Here is a 17,494-nt window from a genome sequence, read left to right as displayed (position 1 = left end):
GCCTAGAACTCCAGGGTTGGAACATCAAGCCAGCGCCGTTCCGCCCAGGATTTCAACCCGAGTTCGGCAAGTTGGACACCCTTGGCGCCGGCTTCGAGCCCATAGGGCCAGGGGGCATCTTCGGCGACATGGCGAAGGAACATGTCCCATTGCGCCTTGAAGCCATTGTCGAAAAGCTGGGTGTCGGGAACCTCATCCCAGGTCTTGTAGAAGTCGATCGTTTGCGGCTGATCAGGATTCCAGACCGGTTTTGGTGTGTTAACGCGATGCTGCGTCCAGCATTTCGTCAGCCCGGCGACGGCTGAGCCGTGGGTGCCGTCAACCTGGAAGGTGACAAGGTCGTCGCGGCGGACACGGACGGCCCAGGAGGAGTTGATCTGTGCCACGATGCCGCCTTCAAGTTCGAAGGTCGCGTAAGCCGCATCGTCGGTATCGCAGCCATAGCTCTTGCCGTTCTCATCGATCCGCGCTGGGACGTGTGTGGCGCCGAGGCAGGAGACGGCCCGGACTTCGCCGAACAGGTTGTCCAGAACATAGCGCCAATGGCACAGCATATCGAGGATGATGCCGCCGCCATCGGCCTTTCGGTAGTTCCAAGAGGGGCGCTGCGACGGCACGCCCCAATTGCCTTCGAACACCCAATAGCCGAACTCACCGCGCACGGAGAGGATCTTGCCGAAGAAGCCTGAGTCGCGCAGCATTGCGAGCTTGCGCAGCCCCGGAAGAAACAACTTGTCCTGGACGACGCCATGCTTGAGACCGGATGCGCGCGCCTTTTTGGCCAGCTGGATTGCGATGCCCAGATCGTCCGATATCGGTTTTTCGCAGTAGACATGTTTGCCGGCGTCCAGCGCCCGGCCGATCAGCCCGGCACGCATGAGGGTGGTGCCTGCATCAAAAAAGACAGTATCGCGAGGGTCCGCCAGGGCCGCATCGATGTCCGTCGACCAGCGCTCTATGGCGTGCCTGCGGGCAAGTTGCTCAATCTTGGCGCGGTTGCGGCCAACAATGATTGGATCGATTTCGAGACGTTCTCCCGATTGTAGCGCCAGCCCGCCCTGATCCCTGATGGCAAGTATGGAGCGCACGAGATGCTGATTGTATCCCATGCGCCCCGTAACCCCGTGTAGAATGATTCCAAGACGCGCCATTGCTTTCCTCCCTGCATGGGGTCGATTGTGGAAGCGGCAGCCAGGGCCGCGCTTTTCATAATCAGTAACCAAACGGTTACTTGATGACAGAGCAAAAGCGCATATGTCAACAAAAAAACGAAATGTCGCGAAAACAAGCGGCGAACGGATGAGCATCTGACGGGCAAGAGCGCCATTGCCATTTTGCAGATTGTGCGTTTCGATGTGGTCGTGGTCAAACACCGATGCCAGGGTGCAGTGATTTGAAAGGTGGAACAGCCGAACAGAGCGAAAGTCCGCTGCCCGTGCGGGATCGCAAATATGTCCGCGAGCCTGGGTCTACCGGGGCCAGTCGCCCGCTCGGCTGTACAAAACTGTTGCCCAAGCTTCCCGGGAGAGCCGCGTGAATTGCACCTTTATGTGAAACAGCGGTAGAAAATGCGTTTTTTTGCCATCGCGCTTGGCGATAGCTTGGCGCCCATGCCGTTCTCAACTGTGCAAGGAGCGGGCGATTTTGGTTCCCCTGCAGGCGCGCGGGGCGGCTTGTTCGCTCGTTTCGTCGGTGACGTTGTGCCCTACATTCGCGCCTTGAAGCCCAACGAGGATTGGTTCACCACACAACCGCTTGACTCTCTCGCCGCTTTCAACATAGCTTGTAACTAATTAGTTATTTGTTGCAAGGGAAACATGCGCGGAACGTTCGGGAGGGCGTTCCAACAGGAGGAGGAACAGGTGATGCTACGTGTGAGCAGACGCAATTTCATCGCGGGAGGAGCCGCGTTTCTGTCATTGTCAACGACCGGTGCGGGCGGGGGTACTTCTTTTGCAGCCGATACCCGTCTTCGCCTCCTTTGGTGGGGCTCGCAAGCACGGGCGGATCGCACCAACAAAGTTTCCCAACTCTTTCAGACAAAGAATGCAGGCACGACCGTCAATGGCGAATTCCTGGGGTGGACGGATTACTGGCCACGCCTTGCAACGCAGGTCGCCGGCCGCAATGCACCCGATATCATCCAGATGGACTATCGCTACATCGTCGAATATGCGCAGCGCGGAGCGCTGGCACCGCTGGAAAGCTATATGCCGGCGAAATTGCAAATCGACGATTTCGACAAAACACAGATCGATGGGGGGAGCGTCAACGGGCATTTTTACGGGGTCAGTCTCGGCGCGAACGCCGCAACCACAGTCCTGAATGTCTCCGCATTCGAGCAAGCCGGCGTTCCTTTGCCAACTCAGGCGACGACGTGGGAAGAATTCGCCCGCATGGGCGCGGAAATTACCAAGGCGGGCAAGCGTAAAGGCATGTATGGCATCGCCGATGGCAGCGTCGTGGAGCCGCTCCTGGAAAACTGGCTACGCCAGCGGGGCAAGGCTCTCTATACGGCTGAAGGCAAGATCGCCTTCGATCACAATGATGCCTCCGAATGGTTTGAAATGTGGAGCAAATTCCGCCAGGCCGGTGCCTGTGTTCCGCCAGACGTTCAGGCGCTCGACAAGAACGACATCGAGACAAACACCGTTTCGCTCGCCCGCTCGGCTGCAGCCTTTGCTCATTCCAATCAGTTCGTCGGTTATCAAGCGATCAACAAGGACAAGCTCGGCCTCACCAACCACCCGCGTATCGCGGCAGACTCCAAGGGCGGGCACTATCGCAAGCCCTCCATGTTCTTTTCCGTGTCGGCCCAGTCGAAGGCGATCGACCAGGCTGTCGCCTATATTAATTTCTTCATCAAGGATCCGGAGGCAGCCCTCGTTCTCGGTGTTGAACGCGGCATACCGGAATCGGCTGCAACGCGTGAAGTCATTGCATCCAAGCTCGACGCCCAAGGCAAGGTAGCACTCGACTACGTCACTGGTCTTGGTGATCTTGCTGGTGCGCTGCCGCCGCCGCCGCCAGCTGGTGCCGGCGAAGCTGAACTGGCGTTGCGCAACGTCGCAGAGCAGGTCGGCTTCGGCCAGCTATCGGCAGCCGATGGCGGTAAGTTGTTGGCTGAAGAGATCTCGCGCATCGTCAGCCGGGGCTAGTGCGCATGAACACGGCAACGCACGCATCTGCCGCCGACATAGCTGTAGAAAGACACCAGAGTGTGAGGGCCAGGGGACGTCTGGCACGCCTTTGGGCCAGCAACGCACCAGGATATCTATTCCTTTTGCCCTGGCTCTTAGGCTTCTTCGGGCTGACCCTCGGACCGGCCCTGGTGTCACTTTATCTATCTTTCACAGATTTCGACCTGATCCGCGCTCCGCAATGGACGGGTGCGGCGAACTATGTCCGGATCGCCACCGCAGATCCGAAATTCGCGGCAGCCATGCAGGTAACCCTCACCTATGTGGTTCTTTCCGTGCCCTTTAAGCTCACCTTCGCACTTCTCGTCGCTATAGCCCTTAACCGCGGCGTGAAAGGGCTGACTTTTTATCGCGCCATCTTCTATCTGCCCTCGCTTCTTGGCGGCAGTGTTGCCATTGCCGTTTTGTGGCGGCAACTGTTTGCCGGCGACGGGCTGGTCAACGCAGCTCTGTCACAGTTCGGCATCGAAGGACCAAGCTGGATTTCCCATCCGAACTATTCGATCTATACGCTTGTCGCCCTTAGCGTGTGGCAATTCGGCTCACCGATGATCATCTTCCTCGCCGGTCTGCGGCAAATTCCCACCGACATGTATGAAGCCGCCAGCCTCGACGGCGCCTCCAAATTCCGCCAGTTCTACAAGATTACGTTGCCGCTTCTCACGCCCGTGATCTTTTTCAATGCCGTTGTCCAGACGATCGATGCATTCAAAGCCTTCACGCCGGCCTTTATCATTTCCGGTGGCACCGGCGGACCAATCAACTCGACGCTGTTTTATACGCTCTACCTCTATCAGGAGGCATTCGGAAATTTCCGCATGGGTTACGCCTCCGCGCTGGCCTGGATCCTGGTGGTGATCATCGCAATCTTCACCGCCTTCTCCTTCCTCACATCGCGCTACTGGGTACATTACGATGACTGACACGCCGATGACCTCCGTGACGGCACCGCCGCCACCCGTGAGCGGACGCAACCCGATGGCAAGCGTGCTCATTCACGCCGCGCTGATCGCAGCATCCATTGCGATGATTTATCCTTTGCTCTGGATGGTCTCGGCCTCCATACGGCCGGAAGACGAAATTTTCTCCTCGACGTCGCTTTTGCCATCGTCGGTGGATTTCAGCTCCTACATCCGCGGTTGGTTCGGGCTCGACATATCCTTTGGCCGTTTCTTCTGGAACTCGCTTGTCGTCTCGGTTTTGACGGTCACGGGCAACGTCATGGCCTGTTCGCTTGCAGCTTACGCGTTCGCCCGACTAAGGTTCAAGGGCCGCAACTTCTGGTTTGCAATTATGCTCGGCACGCTCATGATTCCCTATCATGTGACGCTGATCCCCCAATATGTGCTCTTTCTTAATCTTGGCTGGGTGGACACCTACCTGCCACTGGTGGTGCCCAAGTTCCTCGCATCGGATGCATTCTTCATCTTTTTGATGGTGCAGTTCTTCCGCGGCATCCCGCGCGAACTCGACGAGGCCGCGATGATGGATGGATGCAGTCCATGGCGGATCTACTGGAAAATCATGCTCCCGCTCTCCTTGCCGGTTCTGGCGACGGCTGCAATCTTCTCGTTTATCTGGACATGGGACGATTTCTTCGGTCCGCTGATCTATCTCAATGACATGAACAACTACACGATCCAGCTGGGGCTGCGCACATTCGTCGACTCGAGCAGCACGTCGGATTGGGGTGGGCTTTTCGCAATGTCGACGCTGTCACTCGTTCCCGTCTTTTTCTTCTTCCTGTTCTTCCAGCGCCTGCTCATCGAGGGCATCGCCACAACGGGAATGAAGCGGTGACGGGGCCGTTTCAATTTTCAAGGTATAGAAATCCATGAGTGAACTGCTTTTTGCGGCCGTCGGCCTTAATCACAATCACATCTACGGCCAGGTCAATTGCTTGTTGCGGGCCGGGGCCAGGCTCGTCGCTTTCCACGAAGAAGATGATGGGCTTGCGGCAGAATTTTCTGCCACCTACGCCGATGTGCCGCGAACTGCATCTCTGCAGGAGATTCTTGAAAACCGGTCCATCAGCCTCATTACTTCCGCGGCGATCCCGGCCCGGCGAGCGGAGCTGGCAGTATCCGCGATGCGCCACGGCAAAGATGTGCTGGTCGACAAACCAGCGATGGTCAGTTTCGATCAGCTCAAGGCCGTCCGTGCCGTGCAGGCGGAAACGGCGCAAATCTTCTCAGTGCTTTATTCCGAACATTTTGAGAGCCGGGCGACGGTCAGGGCCGGGCAGCTTGTTGCCGCCGGTGCTATCGGCGAGGTTGTGCATACGGCGGGCCTTGGCCCGCATCGGCTTAGACGAGAAACGCGTCCCGACTGGTTTTTCCGCCGCGCCGAATATGGTGGCATTCTCACCGACATTGCTTCGCATCAATGTGAGCAATTCCTGTTCTTTACCGGTTCCGATAAAGCGCGCGTCCTTTCGGCCAGTATCGGCAATCACGCCAATGCCGATCGGCCTGAGCTTCAGGACAGCGGCGATATTCACCTGACCACCGGCAAAGCCACGGGGACGGTCCATGTTGACTGGTTCACGCCAGACGGGATGCCGACCTGGGGCGATGGCCGGCTTTTCATTATCGGAACGACCGGCGCTATTGAAATCCGCAAGGCCGTCGACCTCGCGGGGCGGCCCGGCGGCGATCACCTGTTTTTGACGGACCGGCAGGGTGTGCAGCATGTTGACTGCTCAAAGCTCGAATTACCTTTCGGACAGCAGTTTTTGGCCGATATACGCGATCGCACTCAAACCGCCATGTCACAGGAGCGCTGCTTTGCGGCAATGGAACTTGCGTTGACCGCACAGCAAATGGCCGAGAGCAAGCAGGAAAGATATTGAAATGAGTATCAAAACAGTCGCCGTCGTTGGCTGCGGCATCGGCAGATCGCATATCATCGAAGGCTACCTGCCTCATCCGGACATGTTCAAGATCACCGCGATCTGCGATCTCAACGAGGTGCGGCTCAAAGAGGTTGGCGACGAATTCGGCATCGCTCGCCGTACCGCATCCTTCGACGAACTCCTGACCGACGAGACCATCGATATCATCGATATCTGTACACCGCCCGGGATCCACCTTGAACAGGTCATTGCGGCGCTTCGCGCCGGCAAGCACGTGATCTGTGAAAAGCCATTGACTGGATCGCTCGCTGGCGTTGATGCGATCATGCAAGCAGAGAGGGTCGCAAAAGGGGTATTGATGCCAATCTTCCAGTACCGTTATGGCGACGGCATCGAGAAGGCAAAACGTATCATCGCGGCCGGCGTGGCCGGAAAGCCTTATCTTGGATCGGTAGAGACTTTCTGGCTACGGACTCCGGAATACTATGCTGTGCCCTGGCGCGGCAAATGGGAGACGGAACTTGGCGGCGTGCTGGTGACACATGCGCTGCATCAACATGACATGCTGATGCATCTGATGGGGCCAGTGTCGAAGGTCTTCGGCCGGGTCAGCACGCGGGTCAACGATATTGAAGTTGAAGATTGCGCTTCAGCCAGCTTGCTTATGCAAAGTGGGGCGCTCGTTTCGCTGTCGTGCACGCTCGGATCTCAGGAGGAGATCAGCCGGCTGCGGCTCCACTTTCAAAATGTCACTTTTGAGAGCAGCCATGAGCCTTATGCACCCGGCAAGGATCCCTGGAGGATCATCGCGGCCAACGACCAGGTCCAGGGGCAGATTGATGCCCTGATTGCAGATTGGACGCCGGTTGCCCCGCGCTTCACGACGCAGATGCGGCACTTTCACCGCCATCTGAACGGGCAGGGCCCGCTTCCGGTCACAAGTCGCGATGCGCGCGACGCGTTGGAACTCGTCACGGCCATCTACCAGTCTTCCGACGCGGGTTGCGAAGTGACGCTTCCAATCAAGGGTGACAGCCCGAAATATGCCAAATGGCGTGCAACCACGCGATGAGGTCTAAGATCAGTCGAAAGAGAGGATTTGGGACATGTCGACCAGTGTAGTTCTTGAAAAGGTTGAAAAGCGCTATGGAACTGTCGACGTCATCCACGGCATCGACCTCAACATTGAACCTGGCGAATTCGTCGTCTTCGTCGGCCCTTCGGGCTGCGGGAAGTCGACCCTGCTGCGCATGATCGCCGGGCTGGAGGAAATCAGCGGTGGCGCGCTGCTTCTTGATAGGGAGCGAATGAACGAGGTGGCATCAGCCAAACGCGGCATCGCCATGGTGTTCCAGTCCTATGCACTTTATCCGCACATGTCAGTCTATAAAAATCTCGCCTTTGGTCTGGAAACCGCCGGATACAAGAAAGCTGAAATCGAACCGCGTGTGCGCCGCGCCGCGCAGATCCTGCAGATCGAGAAACTTCTTGAACGCAAACCCAAGCAGCTTTCCGGCGGGCAGCGTCAGCGCGTTGCGATCGGTCGTGCCATTGTACGCGAGCCGCGCATCTTCCTGTTCGATGAACCACTCTCCAACCTCGATGCGGAACTTCGCGTGCAGATGCGGGTGGAAATCTCGCGCCTTCATCGCAAGCTCGGCAATACCATGATCTATGTCACCCACGATCAGGTCGAAGCGATGACCATGGCTGACAAGATCGTCGTGTTAAACGCTGGCCGGATCGAACAGGTCGGTGCGCCTTTGGAACTCTATAACAACCCGGTCAACCGTTTCGTGGCCGGCTTTATCGGCAGTCCGAAGATGAACTTCCTTGATGCCCGCATCGAGGAAATCAGTGCCAACCATACTGATCTTTGTGTCGGTGGAAATAAGATGCGTCTGCCATGGCAGCTGAAGGGCGGCACGAAAGAAGATAAGGTCGCCTTTGGCATCCGGCCTGAGCATCTGGTTGCCGACAGGGAGGCGGGTATCGCACTGGCTACCGTTAATGTCGATCTGGTCGAGAATCTCGGCGGCGCGACGATGCTCTATACGACCACGCCCGATGGCCAGCAGTTGACCGTCGCGCTGGATGGCCAGCAGAACGTGGAGCACGGCGCAAATATCAAGGTTTATTTCGACCCGGCCCGCTGCCACGTATTCAGCGCCGATGGCGTGGCCATTCAAGCGCATGAAGAACATGCGGCCGCCAATGGCGGAGGTTCTGTTTCAGATCGTTACCATGCTGCAAGCTAGACGACAGGGCTGTCGTAGCTTGCGATTTCCTCCTGAGGATTGGCGATGCGTAGGTCGTCCGGTTGGACGTTAGGGTAGGGAAGCACCTTGGACAACGATCAGACTTCGGAGCCGCATTTGCTGGATGCCTGGACGCACATCTTTCCGCAGGCATATTTCGCAAAACTCAACACTGTTTCGAACGCATCGGGGCCGTTAAAGCGCTGGATGACGCTGCGTTCCCTATACGATTTGGATGAACGTTTCCGCTTGATGGATCAATTTTGCGGCTACAAGCAGATCCTCACGCCGTCCATGCCCGCCTTTGACGAAATTGCCGATCCGAGCGAAGCTCAAACGCTGGCGCGACTGATGAACGACGGCTTGGCCGCACTGGTCGCCCAATATCCTGATCGCTTTCCCTATTTCGTGGCGGGGGTATCGCTCATGAACGCCAAGGCCGCTTGTAGCGAGATCCAGCGAGCTTTGGATATGGGCGCCATTGGGTTTCAGTTGCCTTCACATGTGCAAGGAATTCCCTTGGATGATCCGAGATTCTTCACCATATGGGACACCCTTGCCGCATCGGGGCGTCCGATTTGGTTACACCCGATCCGCGGTCCGGTACCCGACTATCCAACCGAGAAGAAGTCGAAATACGAAATCTGGTGGTGCTTCGGCTGGCCTTATGAAACCACAGTTGCGCTGTCGCGATTGGTTTTCTCCGGACTGTTGGACCGCCATCCACACCTTCGAATTCTAACTCATCATATGGGTGGAATGATTCCCTTCTTTGCGGGGCGCATCGAACAGGGTTGGGGGTTGGAAATGGGTGCGCGCACGCCACCGTCAGATGCGGATTTGCTGCCAGTCCCGCTAAGACATCCGGCTTTGACTTACTTCAAGGCGTATTTTGGCGATACCGCCCTCTCGGGAGCGACGGGCGCACTCCGCTGCGGCCTGGACTTCTTTGGAATCGATCATGTCATGTTCGCAAGCGATTTTCCGTTCGATGCCGAAGGCGGTTCCTATCTGGTGCGGGAAACACTCAAATCGATCCAAGGGCTGGGTATTTCGGCGTCTGATTTTGCCCGTATTGCAAATCGCAACGCGCAAAACTTCTCAAGGCCCAGCTTCACGCCCCAATTTTAAAGCACGCAATGTCGGGCGGAAATTGACGTTCCTCGAACCAGCTCAGCTGCAGCTCTGCGGGATACAATCACGAGGGCAAGGGGCAAGGTGTTTGCGAAACTACGCGAAGGAAATACCTGATGTTACAGAAAGATACTTCTTTCGCTGGTAAGACGCGCGACCGTTTTGAAAGCGGGGGGTGGGGAATGTGATTCTGGACCTTGCCAAAATTCGCAAAGCTAAACATTCACTTGGCCAGATACCTTAAGACAACGTCGATGTTGTGCGCTTCCCGTTCCGCCAGGGCGTTATAGTGCATAAGATTGACATCGAATATTGTCGAAAGGGTGTACTGGTTGGCGACATAGAAGTGACCGAGACTTACAATCGTGATGTATAGTTGCATCGGCGATATCCCCTCGCGGAAAACTTCTTTGCGGACTCCGTCGAGCAGGACTTGGTCCAGCAGCTCCAGCAGCGGCGGGTAAAGGCTTTTCACAAATCGGCTTTGCCGGATATAGCTTGCCTGGTGCAGGTTTTCTTCGTTGAGGATGCGCACGAACTCCGGGTGCTCAACGACATACCTCAGGTTGAATGCCACGAGAAGTGCCATGGCCCGTTCCGGGGGCAGTGAGCCGACTTCCAGTAAGCGTTCTTCGTTGCGCTTGCGACTATAGGCATCCTCAAGAACGGCGAGCCACAGTTCCTCCTTGCTGCCAAAATGGGCGTAGAGCATGCGCTTGTTCACCCGAGCGGCGTCGGCGATTTCGTCGACCCTCGCGCCTGCAAGTCCCTTCAAGGTGAACTGTTCGATTGCCGCGCTCAAGATGCGCTTTTTTGTGGCGTCGGCTCGCGCGCTGGGCGCGCGTGCTTTGCGTTCCGGGTCTGCCGTTCCCTGCTCAGTCACTTTTCACTCCAGAACAACATGCAACATGTTTGACACCCGATTTCAAATTGAGACCTCGAGTCCCTTTTTTCGAATATTAACTTGTCACAAATACAACAACAAGCCAAGTGCCGTAACCATATAGTTATCCAGGATGTGACAGGCGTTTTAAGGGGACCGACTTTGAAAATGCCGACGCTATGCGCTTTTATCATTCGCAGGGGACACCTTCTTACAAACTGTTGACAACTCTTAAGACAAAAAGTAACTATTGAGTTACTCCAAGGGAGGAACATTTCAATGGGAAGCAAACAGTCCGCCGCCGAATGCACGTCTAAACGATCTGCAGTCGCCAGTCCTGATCAGCCGATCATCCAAGTCCCTTCGCAGGAACTCGTGTTCACGAGCCTTGTTGATTTGCTGCGATATCGCGGCATTTCGGCAGTGCGTGAATACGAATTTAGCCCTCGGGGCGACGGTGGACGGACAATCGTTTGATTGGCACTTCAGTTGCTGACGATTGCATTGGCGTAGTCGTTGCCAGACAATGCCCGGAGGAATGCGTATGCGAAACGCTTTTAATTCAGCTTGGCTCCGACCGATCCTCTTGGTGGCCATCGTCATCGTCGTGTGGGATATTTCAGTCAGGCTGTTGAATGTACCGGCCTATCTTGTCCCGCCGCCGTGGCAGGTCCTTGAGCAACTCGTCCTCGAGGGACCGATGCTCCTGGCAGAGGCAGTTCCCACTTTGGTCGCCACCCTCGGCGGATTTGCACTTTCAGTCCTTATCGGCGTTCCGCTTGCTATGCTGATTGCATATTCGCGAACTGTCGAAAGCTACCTCTACCCTTTGCTTGTTTTCTCCCAAAGCGTTCCCAAGGTCGCGATAGCGCCGTTGTTTGTCGTCTGGTTCGGCTTCGGCATTTTGCCAAAGATTATCGTTGCCTTTCTGCTGGGTTTCTTTCCCGTGGTGGTTTCGACAGTCATGGGGTTCAAGTCACTGGAGGCCGACATGGTCGATCTTGTCAGATCGATGGGCGGCTCACGCTGGAAGATGTTCTACAAAGTTAGCCTGCCGAATGCCATGCCGGCTATTTTTTCCAGCATGAAGGTATCCGTTACCTTGGCAGTCGTTGGCGCAGTGGTCGGCGAATTCGTGGGATCAAACGCGGGTATCGGTTACGTCTTGCAGCGTGCCAACGGCAACTTCGATCTGCCGCTGATGTTTGCCGCATTGATCGTCCTGTCCCTCATGGGGGTGATTCTCTTCATGACTATCGACGCGTTGGAGAAATACCTTTTGCCGTGGCATGTCTCCAACAGGTTGGATTCCACGCAAGTGCATTAACAAATTCGGTGTGAATCATCATAGGAGGAGAATGATGAAAGTCGGCAATTCGCTCAAGGCCTGCATCGCTGCCGCCATGGTAACGGCGATCGTCGTCGCCTCGGCGAGGGCACAATCCCTCGACAAGGTAACGCTCATGCTGAACTGGTATGCGACGGGTTTGCATGCTCCCATTTTACTGGGAAAGCAAAAGGGTTACTTTGAAAAAGAGGGGCTGGACCTGGAAGTACAGGAGGGGAAGGGTTCCGGACCGACCGTCCAGGCCGTCGCGGCGGAAAACGTAACCATTGGCTTTGCCGACATCACCACGATGATGAAGCTCGTTTCAAAGGGCGCGCCAGTCATATCGGTCGGTTCGGCCCTGGAGCGCAGCCCCTTCGCAGTTATTAGCCTCAGTGAAAAAAAGATACTTCAACCGTCAGACATCAGGGGTAAAACCATCGCGATGACGGCGGGCGACTCCCCATCGCAAGCCTGGCCGCTGTTTTTGGAGAAGAATGGACTAAAGGACACCGATTACAAAACGGTGACTGGCGACGCGAAGACGAAGATCAATGCAGTCATCAACGGTCAAGCAGATGCCCTGCTTGGTTTTGCGACGGATCAGGGGAACCAGATCGAATTCGTCACCAAGAAGCCGGTCAGCTTGATGCTTTTTGCCGATCACGGGGTCGACAGCGTCGGATCGTCGTTTATCGTCAATACTGCTACATTGAAAGAACACCCCGAAATGATCCGGCGGTTCCTGCGGGCAGCGACGCTGGCGTTCGAGGATGCGGTCAAGGAACCCGAAGCGGCGGTGGATGCGTTGCTGGTCGCCTTTCCCAAAGCGGGTGCCAAGGAAAGCCTGATGTCGGGGCTGAAAACAGCCATCCCGCTGTTCCATACACAGGATACAGTCGGCCAAAAGCCACTTCGGGTAAGCTCGCAGGCGATGGAAAAGACAATCCAAACCATGGTCGATACCGGTGGCATCGACAAATCGGAGATGAACGCTTCGAAGTTCTTTACGAACGAGTTTCTACCGTGAAAGGTCGAGGATGTTAGCTGTTTCGATGAAGAAAGACGCTGCGCGCCCAACCGCCCAACCTCCAAAAATCCACGTGCCGTTAATCGAAGTACGGGGAGTAACGAAGACCTATCCAGGGCGCGATGGCCCCACGGAATCATTGCGCCCGATAGACCTTTCCATCAACGAAGGTGAGTTCGTTTCCGTGGTCGGTCCCTCGGGCTGCGGCAAGAGCACGTTGCTCAAACTGGTCGCCGGCCTCGCGCCCGCCTCAGGAGGTGAAATAAGAATCGGTGGCCGCCGCATCGTTGGGCCACAGACGAATGTCGGCATTGTTTTCCAAAATGCTGTGCTCATGGCGTGGCGGAATGTGAGCAACAATATTCTGCTTCAGGCCGAAATGCGGGGAATGGATATGGCTGCGGCGCGAAAGCGCGCGCAGCAGCTTATCGAGATGGCCGGTCTGAAAGGCTTTGAGAAAAAATATCCATGGCAGCTTTCCGGCGGCATGCAGCAACGTGCGTCGATCTGCAGAGCCTTGCTGCACGATCCGGCGGTCATGTTAATGGACGAACCGTTCGGCGCATTGGATGCAATGACCCGGGAGAAGATGAACATCGAACTTCAACGCATCTGGCTTGAATCTCGAAAGACAGTCCTGCTCATTACCCATAGTATCCCGGAGGCAGTCTTTCTTTCCGACCGCGTCATCGTGATGAGTGAACGTCCAGGGTCAATTGCGGCAACTTATGACATTGATTTGCCGCGCTCGCGTTCGTTGAATGTAATGGCTACCCCGGAATTTGCCTCCTATACGCGAATGATCCGCGCCCATTTCTATGCGCAAGGGTCTTTGGACGACCACTAAACCGTCGCGTTGGCTGCCTGACGCTTAAGCGGCAGGCGTTTTTGCAATTTGCCAACGGGCCCGCAAGGTGCGGGGCAGGGAGGCGCCTGACCGCTAGATACCCGAAGTCTGGAAAGACAGCTGGTCAGGCGCCAGGGCGTTGAGGAATTCGAGCGCGTCGAAGACAGCGCCAGGCGCCTGCGCCCCGCGTACGCGCGCTTTACCCGCAAGAACTTGCTGAACTGCCTCGCATACGAGCGGGGCGGTAAAGGCGTAGATGTCGCGACCAAAAGCGGAAATGTGGCGCTCTTCGTTCACCTTCCGAACCATGACCTCGACCATGAAGCGCTGCGCCGAAAGACCTGATCCATCAGCCGGCGCAGGTGGCGGCGTGCTCGGATCATGGACGTCTCGATAACCAGTCTCATTAAGATATGTATGAATCTCCGTGCTGCGCAGATGCCGGTTGATGACGGAAATCTCCGAGAATGGCTGTTCGATGACTTGTTGAGGGCCGAATGGTTGGAGAAACTTCCATTCCTGCACTGCAGCCGGCAGAGACACTGGTGCCAACCGCCCATTGGCGACCACCAATCGCCGAGCAGTGTTGCGCGCTCCGGTATTGCGGGAGCCGATTGTCGGATGCCAGCTATCCAGCGCGATGCCGATCCGAATATCGTCGACCGAGTCCCAATCACCGCGTAGTGCTGACACAAGCAAATCCGCAAAACCGCCGTAGAACCCCATGGCAGGTATAAAAACCAGCCCGGCTTGCCTTGCGTCATTATCGAAGGTGTCATACGTCGATAATGCGCTGGCCTGTTCCGCCGTCACATCAAAGTAATGGGCACCCGCCCGCAAAGTTGCTGTGGCCACCGCATCGGCCGTGTCCAAAAACGGGCCGGCGCAATTGATAACGGCTGTTACTCCCAAAAATGCCCTGTCGAGCGAATTGGCGTCTTCGATTGACGCCTCGCGAATTTCGACGGCTTGGGTGCCGGCGTGAGCCAACTTCGCGGCGCTCCGACCGACGGCCAGCGCCTTCAAGCCTCTGCGCGCCAGTTCGGATAGCACGAACTTTCCGGTGTGCCCGTTGGCGCCATACACTGCGATCGCTGCATTTTCATTTTTCTGGTTAGCCATCTTCATCCCCTTGATGCTACAGACCTGTCTGTTGCTATACGTACAGGTCTGTAGCGCGTCAAGGGTTTTTTTGATACAGAAAGATTCTTGATGACCGGCGCCATGAAACAAACGGAGGACGCGTGAAGAATTCGGAGTTAAACTTGCAAGAGGTTCGCCAGCGCATTCTGGAGACGGCGTCCGAGCTTTTTTACAAGCAAGGCGTCCGCGCGGTTGGCGTGGACCTCATAGTCGAAAAGGCCGAAGTTGCGAAGACGAGCCTATATCGACACTTCCGCACAAAAGACGATCTCGTCGCGGCATTCCTCGAGCGCGAGGACAAAGACTTCTGGGACACTTGGGACAAGGTCGCTCAAATGCATGTTGGCGATCCAAAAGGAGAGTTGGAGTCTCACCTCAATTGGATCGGCGAGCGTGTCAATCGCCCAGCTTATCGTGGCTGTCCGCAAATCAATGTTGCAGCTGAATTTGCTGAAATAGAGCATCCTGCCCGCAAGGTAGCTGCCGCGCATAAAGCCGAGTTGAGGCGGCGACTTCATGAACTGGCTGAGCAACTGGGGGCGAACAGGCCCGCAGAACTTGCTGGGCAGTTCGCATTACTTATCAATGGCGCGTTTGTCAGTTCACAGATGTTCGACGCCGGGGAGGCGAAGCCGCTGCTACAGCAGGCGGCCAACGCTCTGCTTCAGGCAAGTCAAAGTTGAGCGACGCTTGACCCACCAACACTCATCCTTGGCATTGTCGGAGGGCAGGACGGCGAGGCTGGCCAGAACAGAAAGGGACATTTTAGAGCGACAAGGAGGACAGGCCCTTTGAGAGATGGAGGCGAGCTGATGGTCGCATTGCGGGCAGTTCCGACAGTATAGACTTTGTCAAAGCCGACGCGCTGGAATAATTGTAATCGCTATTGCTCAAAGTCGTCTAGGCAGCGTTCGCTTTCAGCGAACTATCAACATAAAATTGCTGAACCGCTATGCTGCCAGCTCTGTCTCTCGATCGAAGAAATGCAGATTGTCCAAGGCGATATGCAAGCGGACCTGGTCACCTTTGCAAGCCTCGGGCCTGCCGGCGTGGGCCAAAACGACTGGTTGCGATGCGACCGCAAGAACCACGAAGGTCATACTTCCCGTTGACTCAATGCCGGTAACGGTGGCCCCAATGGTCATGTCGTTGACGCCCGGCTTCAGGGATAGATGTTCGGGCCGCATGCCGATCCAGACTTGCCGGCCAGCAGCGATATCGCGATTGAAACCGATACGGACGCTGTCGCTGTCCAGCACCAACGCCCCATTGTCGGCTGCGGTCGCAGGCAGGAAGTTCATTGCCGGTGAGCCAATGAAACCGGCGACAAACTTGTTCGCCGGACGGTCATAGAGTTCAAGCGGACTTCCCTGTTGCTCGATAATTCCGGCGCGCATAACGACGACATGGTCGGCCATGGTCATCGCCTCGACCTGATCGTGCGTGACGTAGACCGATGTGGCGTTCAGGCGCTCATGCAGCTTGCGGATCTCGCTGCGCATGTGGACGCGCAGCGCGGCATCGAGATTGGAGAGCGGTTCATCGAACAGGAACACTTTCGGATTGCGCACAATGGCCCGGCCCATGGCAACGCGTTGCCGCTGACCGCCCGACAAGGCTTTAGGCAAACGATCCAACAGACGGGAAAGACCGAGGGTCTCTGCGGCGGTTCGTGTACGCTCGGCAATTTCGTCCTTGGGACGGCGCTTCAGGCGCATCGAATAGTTCATATTGTGCTCGACATCCATATGCGGGTAGAGCGCGTAGGACTGAAACACCATGGCGACGTCGCGCTCACGCGGAGGTTTGCCGATGACGCTTTGACCGGCAATACGGACATCGCCGGAGCTGGTTTTCTCCAACCCGGCGAGGGTGCGCAGCAACGTCGACTTACCGCAGCCGGACGGTCCGACAAGGGCGACGAACGAGCCCTGTTTGATGGAAATGTTGACGTCCCGAAGCGCGTGGAACCCGCCATAATGCTTGTTCAGATTGTCGATCTCGATCTGGAACATGATTCACCTCATTTAAGCGCGCCGGCGGTGAGGCCGCTGACGATACGCCGTTGCAACAGCATGAATACGATCAGGATGGGCGTTACATAGATAGCCGCGTAGGTCATGATGCCGTTCCAGTCATTGGCATTGGGGCCCATGAACGTCTGCAGACCCACCGTTGCTGTCTGCAGTTCGTTCTTGGCGATCAGCGAACGGGCATAAACATATTCGCCGAAGGATTGCAGAAAGATCAGCACGGATGTGACCAGAATGCCGTTGCGCGCCAAGGGCAGCATAATCCGGAAGAACGCGCCAATGCGCGATGACCCGTCGACGAGCGCAGCCTCTTCAAGTTCACGCGGTACCTGCACGAAAGTGGCACGGCAAAGCACGATATAGAGGGGCAGCACCTTGGCGGTTTGCGCCAGGATGACCGCAATGCGCGGGCTGGCCAAAAGACCGATCTGATTGAACATGACGAATATCGGCGTCACCATCAACGAAGATGGCAAAACCTGCATCATCAGGATCGCGAACAGAGCGATCTCCATCCACACGTTGCGAACACGCGATAAGACGTAGGCGCATCCGGTCCCAAGCATTGTCACCAGAATTGTAACGCCGATGGCGATGAGCAATGAATTCCAGATGTAACGACCCATGTCGCGGTTCTTCCAGATCTCCAGAAAATTCCACTGTGGATCGCTAGGCCAGAACGTTGGCGGATATTGAAAGATCTCACTGCTGCCCTTCAGGGCCGTCAGGTACATCCAATAGAGCGGAAACAGATAGGTTGCCGTCATCATCAGACCGATGACGAG

The 17,494-nt window shown here is 56.3% G+C and carries 15 protein-coding genes and 1 pseudogene; 11 read left to right on the top strand and 5 right to left on the bottom strand.

Features of this window, described 5'->3' with window-relative positions:
* Positions 1-2: 2 nt before the first annotated feature.
* Positions 3-1,151: a Gfo/Idh/MocA family protein gene (locus CU103_RS08470; RefSeq protein ID WP_106663908.1), complete on the bottom strand. Its 1,149-nt coding sequence runs from the start codon at positions 1,149-1,151 to the stop codon at positions 3-5.
* A 711-nt stretch (positions 1,152-1,862) separates the two neighbouring features.
* Here CU103_RS08470 and CU103_RS08460 point away from each other — a divergent pair.
* From CU103_RS08460 to CU103_RS08430, 7 genes and pseudogenes are all read left to right on the top strand, one after another.
* A complete protein-coding gene (locus CU103_RS08460; protein ID WP_106663907.1) occupies positions 1,863-3,158 on the top strand; it encodes an ABC transporter substrate-binding protein in 1,296 nt (431 codons plus the stop codon).
* 5 nt (positions 3,159-3,163) lie between these two features.
* Entirely contained in the window at positions 3,164-4,123 is a 960-nt protein-coding gene (locus CU103_RS08455) for a carbohydrate ABC transporter permease (protein ID WP_162707215.1), read from the top strand.
* Positions 4,116-5,000 (top strand): carbohydrate ABC transporter permease, encoded by an 885-nt coding sequence (locus CU103_RS08450; protein ID WP_106663474.1) that lies wholly within the window; start codon positions 4,116-4,118, stop codon positions 4,998-5,000. The genes CU103_RS08455 and CU103_RS08450 overlap by 8 nt, the downstream gene beginning before the upstream one ends.
* A gap of 34 nt (positions 5,001-5,034) precedes the next feature.
* Positions 5,035-6,051: a Gfo/Idh/MocA family protein gene (locus CU103_RS08445; protein WP_106663473.1), complete on the top strand. Its 1,017-nt coding sequence runs from the start codon at positions 5,035-5,037 to the stop codon at positions 6,049-6,051.
* Between the two features lies 1 nt (position 6,052).
* Positions 6,053-7,126, top strand: a complete 1,074-nt coding sequence (locus tag CU103_RS08440) for a Gfo/Idh/MocA family protein (RefSeq protein ID WP_106663472.1) — start codon at positions 6,053-6,055, stop codon at positions 7,124-7,126.
* Between the two features lie 34 nt (positions 7,127-7,160).
* A pseudogene (locus tag CU103_RS08435) lies at positions 7,161-8,240 on the top strand (ABC transporter ATP-binding protein); the annotation flags it as partial.
* A gap of 159 nt (positions 8,241-8,399) precedes the next feature.
* Entirely contained in the window at positions 8,400-9,443 is a 1,044-nt protein-coding gene (locus tag CU103_RS08430) for an amidohydrolase family protein (RefSeq protein WP_106663470.1), read from the top strand.
* A 226-nt stretch (positions 9,444-9,669) separates the two neighbouring features.
* On the opposite strand, the gene CU103_RS08425 is transcribed toward CU103_RS08430, so the two are convergent.
* The gene (locus CU103_RS08425) at positions 9,670-10,329 is read right to left on the bottom strand and encodes a TetR/AcrR family transcriptional regulator (RefSeq protein WP_106663469.1); all 660 of its coding nucleotides are present in this window, start codon (positions 10,327-10,329) and stop codon (positions 9,670-9,672) included.
* A 544-nt stretch (positions 10,330-10,873) separates the two neighbouring features.
* On the opposite strand from CU103_RS08425, the gene CU103_RS08415 reads away from it, so the two are divergent.
* The 3 genes from CU103_RS08415 to CU103_RS08405 are packed head-to-tail and all read left to right on the top strand — an operon-like array spanning position 10,874 to position 13,533.
* Positions 10,874-11,656 (top strand): ABC transporter permease, encoded by a 783-nt coding sequence (locus CU103_RS08415; protein WP_106663467.1) that lies wholly within the window; start codon positions 10,874-10,876, stop codon positions 11,654-11,656.
* A gap of 31 nt (positions 11,657-11,687) precedes the next feature.
* Entirely contained in the window at positions 11,688-12,686 is a 999-nt protein-coding gene (locus CU103_RS08410) for an ABC transporter substrate-binding protein (protein ID WP_245448673.1), read from the top strand.
* A 25-nt stretch (positions 12,687-12,711) separates the two neighbouring features.
* Positions 12,712-13,533, top strand: coding sequence for an ABC transporter ATP-binding protein (locus CU103_RS08405; protein ID WP_106663904.1), 822 nt, complete (start codon positions 12,712-12,714; stop codon positions 13,531-13,533).
* Positions 13,534-13,626: 93 nt separating this feature from the next.
* Here the strand turns inward: CU103_RS08405 and CU103_RS08400 are convergent, their stop codons facing one another.
* Complete coding sequence (locus tag CU103_RS08400; RefSeq protein ID WP_106663903.1) at positions 13,627-14,655, bottom strand: saccharopine dehydrogenase family protein; 1,029 nt, start codon at positions 14,653-14,655, stop codon at positions 13,627-13,629.
* A gap of 122 nt (positions 14,656-14,777) precedes the next feature.
* On the opposite strand from CU103_RS08400, the gene CU103_RS08395 reads away from it, so the two are divergent.
* Positions 14,778-15,359 (top strand): TetR/AcrR family transcriptional regulator, encoded by a 582-nt coding sequence (locus tag CU103_RS08395; RefSeq protein ID WP_106663466.1) that lies wholly within the window; start codon positions 14,778-14,780, stop codon positions 15,357-15,359.
* A 267-nt stretch (positions 15,360-15,626) separates the two neighbouring features.
* Here CU103_RS08395 and CU103_RS08390 read toward each other — a convergent pair whose 3' ends face one another.
* Positions 15,627-16,691, bottom strand: coding sequence for an ABC transporter ATP-binding protein (locus CU103_RS08390; RefSeq protein WP_170116996.1), 1,065 nt, complete (start codon positions 16,689-16,691; stop codon positions 15,627-15,629).
* Between the two features lie 8 nt (positions 16,692-16,699).
* Positions 16,700-17,479, bottom strand: coding sequence for a carbohydrate ABC transporter permease (locus CU103_RS08385; RefSeq protein WP_106663902.1), 780 nt, complete (start codon positions 17,477-17,479; stop codon positions 16,700-16,702).
* Positions 17,480-17,494: the final 15 nt, after the last annotated feature.

The sequence above is a fragment of the Phyllobacterium sophorae genome, from assembly GCF_003010965.1.
GTDB classification, from domain to species: Bacteria; Pseudomonadota; Alphaproteobacteria; order Rhizobiales; family Rhizobiaceae; genus Phyllobacterium; species Phyllobacterium sophorae.
Note: the sequence above shows the minus strand (reverse complement) of the source record. Positions and strands in the feature narration are given on the sequence as shown.

What these genes read in the sequence shown, in the direction of transcription:
- CU103_RS08470 (WP_106663908.1), bottom strand. Translation starts at nt 1,151, where the DNA reads ATGGCGCGTCTTGGAATCATTCTACACGGGGTTACGGGGCGCATGGGA.
- CU103_RS08415 (WP_106663467.1), top strand. Translation starts at nt 10,874, where the DNA reads ATGCGAAACGCTTTTAATTCAGCTTGGCTCCGACCGATCCTCTTGGTG.
- CU103_RS08445 (WP_106663473.1), top strand. Translation starts at nt 5,035, where the DNA reads ATGAGTGAACTGCTTTTTGCGGCCGTCGGCCTTAATCACAATCACATC.
- CU103_RS08405 (WP_106663904.1), top strand. Translation starts at nt 12,712, where the DNA reads ATGAAGAAAGACGCTGCGCGCCCAACCGCCCAACCTCCAAAAATCCAC.
- CU103_RS08455 (WP_162707215.1), top strand. Translation starts at nt 3,164, where the DNA reads ATGAACACGGCAACGCACGCATCTGCCGCCGACATAGCTGTAGAAAGA.
- CU103_RS08400 (WP_106663903.1), bottom strand. Translation starts at nt 14,655, where the DNA reads ATGGCTAACCAGAAAAATGAAAATGCAGCGATCGCAGTGTATGGCGCC.
- CU103_RS08385 (WP_106663902.1), bottom strand. Translation starts at nt 17,479, where the DNA reads ATGATGACGGCAACCTATCTGTTTCCGCTCTATTGGATGTACCTGACG.
- CU103_RS08440 (WP_106663472.1), top strand. Translation starts at nt 6,053, where the DNA reads ATGAGTATCAAAACAGTCGCCGTCGTTGGCTGCGGCATCGGCAGATCG.
- CU103_RS08390 (WP_170116996.1), bottom strand. Translation starts at nt 16,691, where the DNA reads ATGTTCCAGATCGAGATCGACAATCTGAACAAGCATTATGGCGGGTTC.
- CU103_RS08410 (WP_245448673.1), top strand. Translation starts at nt 11,688, where the DNA reads ATGATGAAAGTCGGCAATTCGCTCAAGGCCTGCATCGCTGCCGCCATG.
- CU103_RS08450 (WP_106663474.1), top strand. Translation starts at nt 4,116, where the DNA reads ATGACTGACACGCCGATGACCTCCGTGACGGCACCGCCGCCACCCGTG.